This is a genomic window from Membranihabitans marinus, from assembly GCF_021729155.1.
GTDB classification, from domain to species: Bacteria; Bacteroidota; Bacteroidia; order Chitinophagales; family Saprospiraceae; genus Membranihabitans; species Membranihabitans marinus.
The window spans coordinates 83,937-101,058 of the sequence record NZ_JAJQYA010000001.1 but is presented as its reverse complement, the minus strand read 5'-3'; the positions used below and the strand labels follow the sequence as shown (position 1 = coordinate 101,058).

The 17,122-nt window shown below is 35.3% G+C and carries 12 protein-coding genes and 1 pseudogene; 5 read left to right on the top strand and 8 right to left on the bottom strand.

All coding sequences use genetic code 11. The features are described from left to right. Positions 1–34: 34 nt before the first annotated feature. The 4 genes and pseudogenes from LVD51_RS00380 (at position 35) to LVD51_RS00365 (ending at position 5,430) form a co-directional block, all read left to right on the top strand. Complete coding sequence (locus tag LVD51_RS00380; RefSeq protein WP_236969180.1) at positions 35–1,669, top strand: RNA-binding domain-containing protein; 1,635 nt, start codon at positions 35–37, stop codon at positions 1,667–1,669. A 155-nt stretch (positions 1,670–1,824) separates the two neighbouring features. Beyond that, a complete protein-coding gene (locus LVD51_RS00375; protein WP_236969179.1) occupies positions 1,825–3,810 on the top strand; it encodes a DEAD/DEAH box helicase in 1,986 nt (661 codons plus the stop codon). Positions 3,811–3,839: 29 nt separating this feature from the next. Beyond that, positions 3,840–4,202, top strand: a pseudogene (locus LVD51_RS00370) (four helix bundle protein). 16 nt (positions 4,203–4,218) lie between these two features. Beyond that, entirely contained in the window at positions 4,219–5,430 is a 1,212-nt protein-coding gene (locus tag LVD51_RS00365) for a GIY-YIG nuclease family protein (protein WP_236969178.1), read from the top strand. A 107-nt stretch (positions 5,431–5,537) separates the two neighbouring features. Here the strand turns inward: LVD51_RS00365 and LVD51_RS00360 are convergent, their stop codons facing one another. The 6 genes from LVD51_RS00360 to LVD51_RS00335 form a co-directional block, all read right to left on the bottom strand. After that, positions 5,538–6,383 carry a hypothetical protein gene (locus LVD51_RS00360; protein WP_236969177.1) on the bottom strand — a complete coding sequence of 282 codons (846 nt, stop codon included), beginning with the start codon at positions 6,381–6,383 and terminating at the stop codon, positions 5,538–5,540. 111 nt (positions 6,384–6,494) lie between these two features. Further along, the gene (locus LVD51_RS00355; protein ID WP_236969176.1) at positions 6,495–7,589 is read right to left on the bottom strand and encodes a 2Fe-2S iron-sulfur cluster-binding protein; all 1,095 of its coding nucleotides are present in this window, start codon (positions 7,587–7,589) and stop codon (positions 6,495–6,497) included. A 237-nt stretch (positions 7,590–7,826) separates the two neighbouring features. After that, on the bottom strand, positions 7,827–9,296 hold the full coding sequence (locus LVD51_RS00350; protein ID WP_236969175.1) for a RagB/SusD family nutrient uptake outer membrane protein: 1,470 nt from the start codon (positions 9,294–9,296) through the stop codon (positions 7,827–7,829). Between the two features lie 12 nt (positions 9,297–9,308). Then, the gene (locus LVD51_RS00345; protein ID WP_236969174.1) at positions 9,309–12,491 is read right to left on the bottom strand and encodes a SusC/RagA family TonB-linked outer membrane protein; all 3,183 of its coding nucleotides are present in this window, start codon (positions 12,489–12,491) and stop codon (positions 9,309–9,311) included. A 358-nt stretch (positions 12,492–12,849) separates the two neighbouring features. Beyond that, a complete protein-coding gene (locus tag LVD51_RS00340; protein WP_236969173.1) occupies positions 12,850–13,986 on the bottom strand; it encodes a glycosyltransferase family 4 protein in 1,137 nt (378 codons plus the stop codon). A 12-nt stretch (positions 13,987–13,998) separates the two neighbouring features. After that, complete coding sequence (locus LVD51_RS00335) at positions 13,999–14,577, bottom strand: NADPH-dependent FMN reductase (RefSeq protein ID WP_236969172.1); 579 nt, start codon at positions 14,575–14,577, stop codon at positions 13,999–14,001. Between the two features lie 144 nt (positions 14,578–14,721). Here LVD51_RS00335 and LVD51_RS00330 point away from each other — a divergent pair, with 144 nt between their 5' ends. Further along, positions 14,722–15,969 (top strand): YeiH family protein, encoded by a 1,248-nt coding sequence (locus LVD51_RS00330; protein WP_236969171.1) that lies wholly within the window; start codon positions 14,722–14,724, stop codon positions 15,967–15,969. A 92-nt stretch (positions 15,970–16,061) separates the two neighbouring features. Here LVD51_RS00330 and LVD51_RS00325 read toward each other — a convergent pair whose 3' ends face one another. Beyond that, the gene (locus tag LVD51_RS00325) at positions 16,062–16,265 is read right to left on the bottom strand and encodes a hypothetical protein (protein WP_236969170.1); all 204 of its coding nucleotides are present in this window, start codon (positions 16,263–16,265) and stop codon (positions 16,062–16,064) included. A gap of 119 nt (positions 16,266–16,384) precedes the next feature. Then, positions 16,385–17,116, bottom strand: coding sequence for an MbnP family protein (locus LVD51_RS00320; protein ID WP_236969169.1), 732 nt, complete (start codon positions 17,114–17,116; stop codon positions 16,385–16,387). Between the last annotated feature and the right edge of the window lie 6 nt (positions 17,117–17,122).

Sequence of the window (17,122 nt, the reverse complement as noted above, 5' to 3'; positions counted from 1 at the left end):
TTGCGAAGCAGAAGACCCTTAAAAAGAAAGTGAAATGATAGATGTACTTAACAATTTATTGTCGCTTACCACAGAAAACGAGGTAGTAGAGTTTAAAGAAGCAAAAAACCAATACGACAAAGATAAATTGGGCAGATACTTTTCTGCATTAAGCAATGAGGCTAATCTAAAAGGTAAGCCAAATGCTTGGTTGGTACTTGGTGTAAAGAATGATAAAAGTGTTGCAGGTACTTCTATCAATGACCATCAAATTAACGAGTACAAGGCAGAAATGGCTAACCATACCAGCCCAAAACTATCGTTTGCAGATGTGCATAAAGTGAATTATCAGGGTTTTAATGTTTTGCTATTTGAAATACCTGCTGCTCCACAAGGTATTCCCGTTTCGTGGAAAGGTCATCGTTACGGAAGGGATGGCGAAAGCCTTGGTGGGCTGAACGATTACGAACTAAAAAAAATACAATCACAGACTCAATATGCAGACTGGTCAGCACAAATCATTGAACACGCCAGTTTAGATGATTTATCATTAAAAGCGATCAGTATGGCGAAGAAACAATTTGCTGAAAAAAATACTAAATTAAGAGAAGAAATACCTACATGGGATAATGCTACCTTTTTAAACAAAGCGAAAGTTTGCATCAACGGAAAAATCACGAACACAGCTATACTCCTATTAGGCAAGCCTGAATCAGAACATTATATTTCACCTGCAACAGCAAAAATTTCATGGATTTTAAAAGATAGAGATAATATTGAAAAAGATTACGAGCATTTTACCTGTCCTTTGCTGTTGGAAGTACAAAATGTAAAAGCAAAAATTAGAAATCTAAAATACAGGTATATCAAAGATGGCACTTTATTTCCCGATGAAGTGGACCAATACGACCCATACATTGTTAGAGAGGCACTAAATAACTGTATCGCCCATCAAGATTACACTTTAGGAGGAAAAATTAATGTGGTGGAACATGAAGATGGTAAATTGACTTTTGTTAATTCAGGAACTTTTATTCCAGAAAGCATTGAAAAAGTAATTGAAGCAGACGCACCCGAAACCAATTACCGCAATCCTTTTCTGGCCAATGCAATGGTTAACCTAAACATGATAGACACCATTGGTAGTGGTATTAAAAAAATGTTTATAATTCAGAAAAACAAGTATTTCCCATTACCGGATTATGACTTTAGCAATGAAAAAATAACGGTTAAAATTACAGGGAAAGTGGTTGATGTTAATTACGCCCGCAAGTTAGCAGAGTTAAAAGAACTGAGTTTACAGGAGATAATGCTGTTGGATAAAGTGGCTAAAAGCAAATCTATTACTAAAGATGAGGTTAGGCAATTAAAATCAAAAAAGCTGATTGAAGGCAGAAAACCAAATTATCATATTTCATCTTCGGTAGCTAACGTAACAGGTGAAAAAGCAAAATACATCAAACAAAGAGGTATTGATGATGCTTATTGTCAAAAGATAATTCTTGATTATTTGAGTAAATTTAAAGCAGGAAGAAAATCGGATTTTGAAAAAATCTTGTTAGATAAACTTCCCGATGTTTTAGACATTGAGCAAAAGAAAAATAAGGTAAAGAATAATCTTCAAACGTTGAGAAAACAAGGGAAAATAGTTCCTGATGGCAAGGTTTGGAAAATGTCTAAACCAAAATAGCTTAGACATTTTTAGACGAACTTTTAGACATTTTTAGACAAACGAAACTGAATCTATGAATTAGCTAAAAAAATAAATTGAGAATAAAATTCTATAAAACACTGATTATCAGTATTTATCTTATTTTTTAAATATCGGAAAAGTGAAAACAAATTATGCCAAACTTAGTAGAAGTAACATACAGACAAACAGGAAAAAGTAAAAGTACCAATGCTCTCGGAATGCGGGAAATGCAAGAAAAGGCATACGAAGGCAGAACCGCACAATATTTATTAATTAAAGCACCACCAGCATCAGGTAAATCAAGAGCTTTAATGTTTATTGCATTAGATAAACTGAAAAATCAAGGCATCAAGAAAGTAATAGTTGCGGTTCCTGAAAAATCAATTGGTGCATCTTTTGGCACAACAGAATTAAAAAAGTTTGGGTTTTTTGAAGATTGGAATCCTAATCCAAAATACAATCTATGTACACCAGGAAAGGAAAAAAGTAAAGTAACGGTCTTCTTAGAGTTTTTAGAATCTGATGAACAAATATTGGTTTGTACTCACGCTACTTTTCGCTTTGCTTTTGATGGTTTAGACCCAAAAAAATTAAACGATATTTTAGTTGCTATTGATGAATTTCATCACGTTTCAGCCGAAGGCGATAATATTTTAGGTCAAGTACTAAAAAGCATTATGACTAATTCCTCGGCACATATTGTTGCGATGACAGGTTCCTATTTTAGGGGAGATAGCGTTCCTGTTTTAATGCCAGAAGATGAAGCAAAGTTTACCAAAGTTACTTACACCTATTATCAACAGTTAAATGGCTACGAATATTTAAAATCATTGGGCATTGGCTATCATTTTTATACCGGGAAATACTTTAAAAAGCATCCGGACAAAGAAATGTCTGCCTTAGCAGAAATTTTGGACGAAAAACAAAAGACGATTATTCATATTCCAAGCGTTAATTCTGCCGAATCTTCTAAAGAAAAATACGAAGAAGTCAATCATATTATTGACGTTTTGGGTGTTTTGGATTATCAAGATGAAGATACAGGCGTTTTATACATCAAAAGCCACAAAACAGGTAAAACATTAAAAGTCGCCGACTTAGTTAATGACAATCCAAAGTCAAGAGACAAAATAAGTGCTTATTTACGCAATGTAAATTCGGCAGATGATATCGATATTATCATCGCTTTGGGAATGGCAAAAGAAGGTTTTGATTGGCCGTATTGTCAACACGCTTTGACCATTGGTTATAGAGGTTCATTAACCGAAATTATCCAAATTATTGGTAGAGCCACAAGAGATAGCAATAACAAAACACATGCTCAGTTCACCAATCTTATTGCTCAACCAGATGCCGAAGATGAAGAAGTGAAGCTATCGGTTAACAATATGCTGAAAGCGATTACAGCATCTTTATTGATGGAACAAGTGTTGGCACCGAACTTCAAATTCAAACTCAAAAAAGATGAGGACGAAGAATTTACTGGGGATAAGGTACAAGAAGGTGAAGAGGATTATAACACTATAAAAATTAGAGGGTTCAAATTGCCAACATCACAAAGAGCAAAAGATATTATTGAAACGGACTTGAATGACTTGAAAGCTAAAATTCTTCAAGACCCACAAATGCTCAAGGCAATGCCAGGAAACATTGAACCAGAAGTTATAAATACAGTTTTGATTCCTAAAATCATTCGTGAGGTTTATCCTGATATTGACGAAGAAGACGTTGAAGCTGTGAGACAACACGTAGTTGTGGATTCAGTCATTAAAAATGGAACTATTGAGGAACAAGGCGATAAAAGGTTTATTAGAATGGCTGGTAGTTTTGTAAATATCGATGACATTCATATTGACTTAATCGACAAAGTTAATCCATTCCAAAAGGCATTTGAAATTCTGTCAAAATCAGTAACGACACAAGTTTTAAAATTGATAGATGAACATATACAATCTACCAAAATAGAAATGACCGAAGAAGAAGCCATTTTGCTTTGGCCAAAAATCAAGGAATGGGTTAAGAACAATAATGGAGAACAACCAAGTATTCAAGCTTTTGACCATAAAGAAAAACGAATGGCAGAAGCATTAGTGTTTTTGAGAGAACTGAAACGTAAAAGAATGATAAATGCTCAATGATTAATTATCAACGATAAATGGTGAATGCAATGAGAAAAAATTTAGTAAAGGAAAAGAGTTTTAAAATTGCAATAAGAATTGTTCGCTTATATCAGTTTCTGACAACTGAAAAGAAAGAGTATGTTTTATCTAAACAATTATTGCGTTCAGGAACGAGTGTTGGGGCATTGGTTAGAGAAGCAGAACACGCAGAAACCAAGAAAGATTTCATTCAAAAAATGGCTATAACCCAATAAGAAATCAAAGAAAATAATTATTGGTTAGAGTTATTAAAAGAAACAGATTACCTGAATGAATCAGAATTTAAGAGTCTCAATAATGATGCGACAGAAATTATCAAACTGATAACAAGTATCATCAAGTCAGCAAAAGCCAACATTAACCATGAATAATTCATCATTAAGCATTATGAAAAAAAAACTAACCATAGACGACATCTTTAACGATGATGATTTTGGATTGTTAGATTCTAAAGTCAAAACTTCAACTGTAAAAACAGATGAAGACAGGCTTATTGATTCTTTTGAGGAAATCAATGTGTTTATTGACAAAAATGAGCGTGAACCCAACAAATCAACTATGTCAGAATACGGTTTAATGGCTAAACTTAAAAATTTCAGAGAAAATGAAGCTCAAAAGAAAATCCTTAAACCTTACGATAGACACAATTTATTAGGTCACATAGAAATTGAAAAGCAATCCATTGATGATATCCTAAATGATGATGACGAGTTTGGTTTGTTGGATTCAGATAAAGATTTAGATATTTTCAAATTTAAGCATACGCCAAAACCAGAAGACCGAGTAGAAGCCGATTTTGTTGCCCAAAGAAAACCAATAAAAGAAAAAGAATTTGAGAAATACGAGAAACTATTTCTACAAGTTCACAAAGAAATTAAAGAAGGAAAACGAAAAATCAAACCATTCAAGAACATCGAAAAGAATTTACACGTAGGCGATTTCTATTTAATGAATGGCATTATGTTGTATTTAGAATCTGCAAACTTAAAGCAAACGGAATGGGAACAGAAGTCCGGTAACAGAGTTCGAATTGAGGGAAGAACGAGAACAGTTTTTGAAAACGGAACTTATAGTAATATGCTGTATCGTTCATTAGGGAAACAAATCCAAAAAGATGGAAAACTAATCACGAACACTTCTGACAAAATTGAGCAAGAATTATTTTTAAATTCAGGTCTTGTTGTAGAAGAAGATGTGCCATCGGGTTGGATTTACACTTTACAAACAAAATCTACTCATCCAGAACTTATATCAATTAAGGATCTTTACAAAATAGGTTTCTCGTCAATATCAGTTCTTGAAAGAATAAAAAACGCTAAAAACGAAGCGACCTATTTGTTTTCAGATGTTAAAAATTTAAAAGCTTGGAAAGTTTACAATCGAAATGCTGACAAACTTGAAAATTTATTACATCGCTTTTTCGCTAATGCTTGTTTAGATATTGACTTGTTCAATGAGAGAGGGCAACGACTAAATCCAAGAGAATGGTTTGTAGTTCCTTTTGAGGTAATTGAGGAGGCCATCCAATTGATTTTGAATGAAAATATAGTGAATTATGAATATGACACGGAATTAAAAAGAATAAAGTTGAAAAAATAAAAAAGTCAGTAAAATTGTCAATAAAAAATCTGTAACCTAAATCCTCTTAATCTGTAAACAATAACTCTGTCATTAAATGAAACGCTGTCAGGAATATCCCTGGATAGCTAATTTTCCAACAATCTATAGGATAATCTTCTTCCATACTGATCGACAACAATTACCTCACCGGGGAAACAAAAAACTTCTAGTATGAGGCGCTTCCCTTTATGAACAGCAAACCCATCCTCATATTTTGCGATATGATAAATCTGACTTAGTTTACTTAAGAACCCCGTTCTAAAAAATTCCATTTCAGTACTCGAAACCTTTTTGAATTGATGGTTATCTACTTCAATAATATCATCTCTCTTTACTATATTTTTCTTAAACAGTCCAGATATTTCATATTCTTGATCGCCAATGCGTCTTATAGTTTTATTGAAACCTCCATTCTGTTTAATAACATCTCCATCTGGAGAAAACTGAACTGAATACTTCGAAAGAAAACTTTCCTTTACATTTACACGATCTACTTCGTAGTCAATGGCAAACCGGGCTATATTAATTTTACTGTTGGGATTATGACCCTTATAGAATTTCTCTCCTCTTTTATAAAAATAATATACCTGCTTAAACAACCTAGATTCATCGGTTCTTTGGACCACAAAATTTCCTTCAACATCCACACTTAATAAGGCCAATATATCAAAACACAAATATCCATTGAGATCATAAAACAATCCATCACCTAAATCAAAACCCAAGACTTGATATTTGTCAGCGGGCTGGATGGTATCACAATCACTGTCGGGACAAAACACATCGGCCCTAATCAAGAATGGTTCCATTGTCGGCCGAAGATCAAATAACAATGCATCCTCTTGACTTTGATTGACCTGACCATAGACCAGATCCGACGCCAAGGAAACCAAGGACGATATCAAAATAAAAAGAACTAATTCCCTACCCATCTATATTGAATTTAAATAGAAAGTATAGTTATAACCATGATTCAGGCTAAAACGCTGCTATTTACTAGTGGTTTCTACATTTTTTTATAAGATCTGCAATAGTATTTACAACTATTCATCATAATTTACATGTATTTTCTCAGAAACAGGTAAACTCTGACAAGTCAATCGATAACCTTCTTCCACTTCACTATCTACTAAGGCGAAATTAGTCATCATATTCACTTCCCCTTCGATGAGTTTGGCTCTACATGTAGAACAAACACCTCCCTGGCAAGAATAAGGCACATCGATCCCTTGATTGATGGCGTGTTCAAGTATACTTCTATTGTCGTGTTTTACTTCAAATTCATGGGTTTCGCCCATAAGTGTCACTTTGAGTTGACTGATTTCAATCTCATCCTTCACCTCTGCATTCGGAGTTGGATTTTCAACCTTCTCTTCGATTTTCAACTTAGTATTGGGTTGGGTCGTAAACAATTCAAAATGTATCTTGTCCTTTGACACTCCTTCGGCTTTAAGTGCATCTTGAATAGTCATTATCATATCGTATGGACCACAAATCAAATATTCATCTGTATGATCTAAATCCAATAGGGGAATATCAATTAACTTTTTACATTTATCGGCATCGATTCTTCCCTTAAACAATCCTTCTTTTATGTTTTCTCTAGTAGAAAAGTGATACACATCTAGCCTATCGAAGTAATGTTTTTTAAGTGAAGCTAGGGCATCATTAAATATGGTAGAATTCAATGACTTATTAACGTAAAACAAAGATACCGTACTCGACTTTTCGTGATACAATACATCTTTGAGTAAAGAAATCACCGGAGTAATTCCACTTCCAGCAGCAAAAAAGGCGTAGTGTTTTTGATGGTTTGGATCTATATCCAATACAAAATTGCCATGAGGTGCCATCACTTCAATTTGATCTCCTACTTCAAAGGTTTCATGAGCTTTCGTAGAAAATACGCCTTCATCCACTCTTTTAATGGCTACCTGCCATTTGTTTTCATACGGAGCAGTACACAATGAATAGGCTCGCTGAATGTTTTTGCCTTCATCCTTAACTCTTAAAGTAAGGTATTGTCCTGATCTAAATGTTTTTAAATGTTCAGCATTGGCATCAAATTCGACAACAATAGCTTCGTCGGTTTCCTTAATTATTTTTGTAATAGTAGTCGGATAGAAAGTAGTATTCATAAATCAGTATTTCAATTTTACACAATATACAGTCTAAATGTCATATTTCCGGTGGTATACATCGATGTAAACCTTTATTTCACATTTGAAAGTACAGTAATTGAATGATAAAATATCACCAAAAACCAAGTCCATCTATTTGATACAAGTGTAATTTATCTCAAAAAGTTCATGCAATAAAAAACCCCAAACTATTTTCATAATTTGAGGTAAATAAATTAAATATAGAATAAATAACTATGGATTTTGCTCTATTTTATCGTTGGCATTGAGCTCTCTTCTAGGAAATAGCCATTGCCATTCTCTGTCGCCTGCCGCCACATCAAATTTCCCTGCCACCAAAGTATTGTCGTGATTGGCTCCATTTCTATCCAGAGCCTCATTGTTTCTTTTCAGATCAAAGAATCTAAATCCTTCTCCCCACAATTCTACTCTTCGCTGGATCGATATTTCATCTAACAATGCTTGACCGGTATTACTGGATAGAAGATAGGCGGTGTCTCTTGCCGATGCCAATTCGAACAATGCTTCTGCCGCCCCAGCATCATCACCCATTCTGGCCTTGGATTCCGCTTCAATCAATATCATCTCGGAAGCCCTCATATACATTAAATCTCCAATACTGCTCGATCCTCCTGCCGCCATAAATTTGCGATTCATATATGGTTTTGTAGTAAAGCTAGTCGATTGATCAAATCCAATCCCTTCAGGATCCCACAATCCTTTTCTATAATCCGTATCAGATATCTCATCATACAATAATGAGTTGATGGCCTTGGGATTGGAGCGAATATTGGTAGAGCTAAAGTTGTACGACATATAGGCAAAAAAGGAAGCAAAAAATGTATTGTGATCTGAGATTTGAATGCCTCCCCATATCCATTCAGGGTTGTCTATATTGTTGAAACCACTATAATACTCCTCTTCGTCCATTAAACTATATCCAGCCCTAGCTTCCGAAGACATTTGAGCCGCCAAACTATAATTTTGCATGGTGAGGGCGACCCTAGCTATTAAACCTTTGACTACATCGATATTGATATGGCTAATATTGAGACGTTCATCCGCTGTACTCAATAAATCCCTCGATGCGTTTAGGTCGGCTATAACTTGTGTATATACTTGCTCCACTGTTGATCTTGGTTGACCTTCTACTGTATTATCAATGAGAATAGGTACTCCTAAACCCGAATTACTACCGCTGGCATCATAACGCTGTCCAAAACTTTGAACCAACATAAAATGAGCCCACGCCCTATAAGCCAATGCTTGACCCTTGATACTGTTTTTCTCACTTTCATCCCCAGTGGCATTATCAATATTGTTGATGATCATGTTGGAATTGGAAATTATTTTATAGTAAAATTCGTACGTAAAATCTACCAAACTACTGGTTTCACTTCTCGATTCTATCCATTTATAAACACTATTGAACCATCCATTTCCGGAAGAAGTCATGACTAAATCTTCGCCCATCATGTCGTAATTGATCATCATGGCACCGAATCCGGCTTCATCTTGAGCATCCAATCTATAAAACATAAAACGATGAATACCATTGATAGCAGCTCTGGCATCTTTAACGGTTGCAAAAACAGAAGACTCCGACACGGATTCAGTGGGTGTGGTATCGAGATAATCTTTGTTACAAGAAGAAACTGAGAGAACGAAAATGATTATTATTGATTTTATAATTATATTTTTCATGGCTGTATAATTTTACATATTAATCTTTAATCCCAAAGAAATATTCCTCGCTGGTGCATACACATTACTGGTAGTTCCATTAAAATTTTGAACTAAATTCATACCCTTTCTTTTGGATAAAAAGGCTAGGTTTTCACCACTTAGATAAACTACAATGGATTGACCACCAATTCTTTCTAATATAGATTTTGGTAAGTTATAGGATAGAGATAGCGATCTTAAGTTCAAATAAGAAGCATCTTCTAACCAACGAGAAGAAGCCGCACCGAAGGTGGCAAGTTTATTGGCGTCCATACGAGGTACATCGGTCACATCACCAGGATTTTGCCAACGGTTTAAAATATCTACATGAATGGCATTGCCATAATCGCCAGAACTCATAAGGGATCCATATAGTCCATCATAGACTTTACCCCCTAATTGAAAGGAGAATAGGGAAGACAATTGAAAATTTTTGTAACGAAATCCTGCATTAAAACTTCCGTATACATCTGGGATAGCGGTTCCTGAATAATCATATTTGGCATTGTTTTGATCGATGGTATACTGAATGCCATTTATAGTCCGAATGTCATCTAATTCATTGCCATCGTCATCCATTATTTCTTCGGGAAAAAATAGGGCTGATCCATCAGATGGATCTACTCCTGACCATTGTCTCAACCAGTAATCATATATAGAATGACCAACACTCAACTTCTTAGTTCCTGTAATAATTTCCTCTTGAGGAAGTTTGGTGATATTATTCTTTATCGTAGTAATATTGATGCCCAAGTCAAGGCTAAAATCATTTTTGTCTATTAGTCTACCATTCAACTGGACCTCAATACCTGCATTGGACATTGTCCCTACATTTTGATCTTGGGTATTGATTCCACTTGAAACCGGCAATGGTACACTGAATAATAAATTGTCAGAAACTCGATAAAAATACTCTAATGAACCGGATAACCTATCGTCGAACATTACAAAATCAAAGCCTAAATCTAAACTGTTATTCGACTCCCAAACAAGACTAGTGTTGGACAAACTAGCCTGTAAAAATCCCGGTTCCAACGCATTGTTAAATCCCAAATCATAAAGGGCCTGCCAGGCATAATAAACCGTATTACCATCTGCATCTAATACACCATCATTTCCCGTTTCACCATAAGAGGCTCTAAACTTCAACATGTTTAGAAATCCTAGTCCATCCATAAACTTTTCTTCATCCAACCTCCATGCTCCACCCACGGACCAAAAATCACCCCATCGCGAGTCTTCATAAAACTTAGATGTTCCATCCCTTCGGTAGGAAGCCGAAAAAAAATACCTCGACAACAATGAGTACTCCAACCTCGACAAATAGCCTTCCGTTTTATACGTACGTTGATAAGAGGTTAAACTATTAATGGTAGTAAAATTAATAAGTTCAGTGTTGTTATCTACTATGAGGCCTTGTTTGAACCCGTATAGATAGTCCCTAGTAAAATTATAATTTTCATGACCCAGCAAAACATCAATGCTGTGAATGTCAAAGGACTTCTTATAGGTTAGCAATTGATTGAAATTAAAACTTTTTCTATTGATAGTCGATTTACTCGCTCTACCAGCTGGTGCTCCATCTCCTACTAAAGTATTGTCGTAATCAAAATTGAAATAAGAGTTTAAATCAGCACTTACATTGGCGGTAAAAGAAAAGTTTTGAAGAAAATCAAAAGTCAAATACCCTCTACCACCTAAAACATTTTGGGAAAACCCATCTTGATTTAATCTGGTCTCTGCGATCACATGTCGACCTGGACTAGCTCCACTAGGCCGGTTAGATAATCCAAGACTGGTAAGATTACCCAAATCGTATATTTTTTCTCCATTTTCATCATACAATAACTCCCCTGTATTGACATCGTGTGCATATACTGGGTAAATAGGCCCCATGTTGCGAGCAAAGAAAAATGGATTTACAAAAGAAGAACTACCTGTTGTTGAACCTTGATCTGACTTAGTTAAACTTCCAGATAAATTAATACCTGTCTTAAGCCATGTAAGGGGCTGAGAATTAACATTGATACGGCCATTGAATCGCTCATAATCAGAACGGATTAAATATCCTTTTTCATTTAAATACCCCAATGACACGTAATAGTCGCTTTCATCATTGCCTCCAAAATAACTCAATGAATAATTCTGTCTTTGTCCAGTGCGTTCTAATTCCTTGCCCCAGTCCAAATCATCGGCATACAATAGATTAGCTTGAGGATTAAATTCACCAGAAGTAGTTACCAATTGATCAGCCGACACATTAAAGGGGTTATAAACCAACAAATCCCCAATTCCATTTTCTCCATCTACCTGTCCTGAGGCTATGCGATTGGCCTCTTCCAACGGAATATCATCGGAATATGCCATACTATTTCTGTATGCCTCCCACATCAAAACATAATAGTCGTCTGGACCAACTCGATCGTATTCGGGAATAGCTCTATTGCTAAAACCTTGACTTACATGAAAAGACAGTTTACCTGTCCTTCCACTACCGCGTTTGGTATTAATAATAATTACTCCGTTGGCTGCCCTTGCTCCATAGAGAGCAGCAGAACTTGCATCTTTAAGAACCGATATAGATTCTATGTCATCGGCATTGATATTTGAGATATTACCATCAAATGGAACACCATCGACTACATATAGTGGAGAACTCGATGCATTGACAGATCCAAAACCTCGCACTCGTATATCGGGACCACTACCCGGTTGGCCACTGGTTGCATTATTTAACACTCCTGGAGCCAGTCCTTCTAATGCACCTATTGCATTGGTCAGAGGACGCAAAGCAATCTTATCGGATTTAATCTGCGCCACAGATCCTGTATAACTTCCCTTGGTCGACGACCCGTAAGCCGTGATCAATATTTCATCCAAACTCTGTGCACTCGGTTCCAAAGTTATCATATTGTTATTCAATTGACTGACCACCAATTCGTATGAAGAATAACCTATATAACTTACTACTAGGGTATCTCCTAGATTTCCATCCACTTCGAAATTTCCATCGAAGTCAGTAACCACACCTTTAAGGGTGTTTTTAACGAGAACTGACGCCCCAATCAAAACCGATTGATCTTTGGCATCAGATACATTTCCAGAAATAGTTTGACTCAATGCCAAAGTTGAAGTTCCCAGAATAAAATAAACAATCTGTAATAATCTTTTCATAAAAAACGATTTAATTGTTAATAATTACCGATACTTTACCTAATAATTATGCAATAGTCGATAAGGACACCATAATGCCATCATCATTATATTAACATAAGACGGAATTAATTAACATAAGTCACTTTAAATCAATAATTTATTTTATATAATAATGTGAATAAATGTTTAAAAAATTAGTCAATGCACTAAAAAGAAGCACGATCACACTAATACCTATGGAATAGGTACAACAAAAGGGGATGTAACGAGGATATATTTAATGAAATAAATTAAAATTTAAATTACTAAAAGGAAATCCCCTGTGTAATACCAAGTGATGATGAAGAAATCTCTATTTTAGGGTAAAGACGATCATTTAAGACCTTAGACTATGATAAATGGACTCCCACTGCCTACAGATTTGTTCCACACCAAATCTTCGATGAATACTGTCATGTAATTGGGAAGGTGAATACTGGTCTAAATTCTTGTAAACGAATATCATTGCTTCCGCTAGAGATGGTATATCATCCTGAGGAACAATCTGTCCACCGCCTTCTTCCAGTATTAGACGCGATCCGGCAGTGTCCGTAGCCACCACAGGTCGTCCACAAGACATAGCTTCCGCCATAGTCATGCCGAAACTTTCAAATTTTGATGCACTTACCAATACCGAGGATTGATGCAATAAATCGCGCACCTTCTCACGACTTACTTCACCGGTAAACACAATAGCACGTCCTAATTCTGATGGAATATCTAATTGGGCTTGAAAATCAGATAAATCATCGACCAAGTACAATCTAGCTTTAGGCAAGACTTTCAAGACACGATGAAATGCTGTTATTAAATTATCTAGACCTTTTATCTCAGCTGGTCTACCAATAGAAATAAATACTGGATGACTGTGTTGAAAGTCCATGGGATAGAAAACCTCATGATCTATATAGTTGGGAATATAGTGAAAGGGTTGTTCTAATATGGAAGACAACCGATGGGCAAACAATGGACTAACACCGCTGTTGTATTTAGATCCGAGGACTCCTTGTTTGGCCTTTTTAAGATATTGCTTAGATATCCGATTTTCCATAAATCCACCTAGGTGCTCGGTATATATATAGGGTATATTATGCACTTTTCCAAGGTGGCTGGCAGCTAACAGACCCAATATAGAATGTCCATGTATGAGGTCAGGTCGCCCATATTGAACTGTGTATTGTTTAAAAAGTATTTCATATTTCCACAACCAATATTTCCACAATATTCCCCTTTTCGGTGGACAACATTGTTTGAGTCCAAGGTAATTATAGGTAATATCATTATTATGGATAAAGTCAGTCGATCGATTCTTCCATTGAAAATCCCCGTATATCAATCCAATTTGCAAAGAAGTATGACTTTGCAAATCTTCGGCTAAATGATGAAACATTTTGGAAAATAAAGCCGAAAAATCCACATCGAACCAAGGTGGTATTATCAAGACATGTAGGTCAGATGTGGATTTATTTTTCAAAACAATATATTTCTAGACCAAAATCGGTTTATATTCCTTCATTTTATTTTGGGCCTCTATACACCACAACAATTCATTTACGAATTTCTTGGCTCTAGCATCTGACTTTTCTGCATCGCTAGCCTTTCCTTTCTCATCAAAAGTTTTTCCGACAAAAGGCACTGGGAATTGAGCTGGTATTACCCATGCTCCAATTTTCCACATCACAAATTCTAACCCCATTAATGCTTGACTCCCTCCAAACTGTCCTCCAGAAATAGCAACTATCCCAACAGGTTTCTTTCTCCATTCTGGATGGAGTAAATCGATGGCATTTTTTAAACTTGCAGGATAACCACCATTGTATTCAGGACACATAATAAGTACACCATCTGCTTTCTTTATCTTATCTGCATATTCTAAAATAGCTGGACTGGGTTCTGACATAAATGCCAACCTTTCTTCAAACAAGGGAAACTGATATTCATCTAGATCTAAAATCTCAACTTCAGCCACCCCATGGGTTTCTATAAACTGTTTAAAATATAAAGCTACTCGATGACTATTGCGTCCGGTCCTCACACTTGAGGATAAAATCTGGATTTTTGGCATATATTATCTGGTTTTGTAAATAATTCAAAATTACTATTTATTCTTCATTGGTATCGATATAAAACAAAATGTTTTCATCCTGAATCAATTCAACCAGTAATTTTATATATTTAAATTTTTTTTATAACTGAAATTTTCAATAACATGGAATCGAAACAAAAATGGGCTATATCCGATGACTGGGTTGTAGTTATACTAGGTTTTTTTATAATAACAGCCGTTATTTTAGGATTACAACTATCGTCGCCGAGTTACACTTGGGCCAACCTCAATGAATTTACCAACAATATACTTACTGGTGGAAATTTTGGTAAAATAGCCATGCAATTTATTGTTGGACTCATAGTTATCCTTATTGGAGGAGCTATTGCCAACAAACCTCTTTTCAATGTTGGAGCCACTTTTGCTGTTATCTTTTTTATCACTCAATTTGCTTTAATATTTGCTGGCAACAGTGCATTAAAATCCCTCAATCTAGAGGCGGTGATCTTTAGTTTAATTATAGGTATGCTCATCGGCAATATTTTCACCCTTCCAGATTGGATGAAATCGGTTTTGGATTCGGAATTCTATGTTAAAATTGGTTTAGTCTTATTAGGTACTGGCATTATCTTTAACGACATATTACAAGCAGGGGCCTTAGGTTTAATACAGGCGACCATAGTAGTAGTCAGTGTGTGGTACTTTTCTTTTTGGGTATGTAAACGATTGAAAGTAGAAAAGGATATGGCCATCATGTTGTCCAGTGCAGTATCTATATGTGGTGTTTCTGCCGCTATAGCTACAGCAGGGGCCATCAAAGGAGACTCCAAAAAATTGTCCTATGTTATATCTCTAGTCCTTATCATGGCCATCCCTATGATGATATTTTTGCCCTATATCGCTCAGGCCATAGGTTTATCTGAAATCCAAACAGGAGCTTGGCTAGGGGGCACGATTGATACAACTGGTGCAGTAGTTGCCTCTGGATCATTGGTAGGAGAGGAAGCGCTTAAAATAAGTTCTATTGTCAAGTTTTCTCAGAATGTAATGTTGGGAATAGCTGCACTACTAATATCCATCTACTGGTCGATGACCAATAAAGCCGATGTAGATGAAAAACCGACATTAAAAGTTATTTGGCACCGATTTCCAAAATTTGTAATTGGATTTATAGCTGCGTCTTTATTGTTTTCATTCTTTTTAAGTCCAGAAGTAGTCAGTGAAGCAAAATCAGATATTAAGGGGATGCGGACCATGTGGTTTGCCTTGGCATTTACCGGCATAGGATTAGAGACCAATATCAGTGATTTTTTAAATAAGAATAGGCTAAAACCATTTTATGCCTTTTCTATAGCTCAATTTTTCAATATCATTATTACATTGATCGTGGTATATATCTTATTTAAGTAAGGAGGGTTATACGAATTAGTTGTAAAATAAAAAAAGCTCAATGGATTTCATTGAGCTTTTTTTATTCTTTTTAATTATAATATCTGCTGTAGCTAAGAATTGGGAGCTTTGGTTTCTTTAAAATTATTTCCATCCCAGCATCCTAACCATTCAACATCTTTGCCTACCTTAAGATAATTATTAAAGGTGTTGACGGCAGTTTTCTTATCCTTCCTATAAATCGTAATCATCTGGTGCCCGCTCTTTACATTAAAGTAATAGTTGCCTTCAGCCATCGTGTAATTTTTCTTTCTCATTACATCTTTGATTTTGTTAAATAAATAAGTTGATACGCTTTATCAACGATTAAATTTGACCTTTTTTTTAAGCCGCTAAATAATACGAAAAAATATTTGGATAACCAAATTATTTATCATTATTTTAACGAGTTTGCAAAATTATCAGACAATTTATTAACATATTCTTGCTGAGACAGTTGATGTATTCGGGGCTGTGAGATAATTGGATAGTCAACGAGAATTTTATATAAATCTATATCCAGAGCAATATTTTTCTCTTTATCTGTCTCCATTATTAATGTTTGATCGATAGATATGGTTCTATATGCTTCATCTGAACCAGTGTGAAGAACAAAAGATTCTGATTCTCCACCATTTACCTTGAATTCACCCTCTATTTTTGCAAAAATATAACTCTGCCATGGTGTCCAATATTCACTGGTATAACTCAGAGGTTGCCCAGAACCATAATCAGTAGGAGATGTTCTATTCAGACTCGGACTTACCCCCAATCCAAAACGCAAACCTGAATACTGTTCCAAAGGAAGATTGCTAAATGGCAATATAATTTGATTGCTGTTGATTACGTCCCCCAATATTGTTTGCAAATAGGAAAGATGAATGATATCTGTAATCACTAAGTCTTCCACATCATTGGCCAAGGTAATATCTGACAAATAAAAACTAACTTTCGAAAATCTCAAATCAACACTATCAGACAAACTATACCAGTCTTGAGGAGAATTAACGGTACTTCCATCGTATTTAAGATTAAATAGAATATTTAATGAACCGAGTTCATCTTTACTGTCTTTGGAACAGCTCGCCAATAACAAAATTACAAATAAGCTTAAAATCCCTCTTATCATTATTAT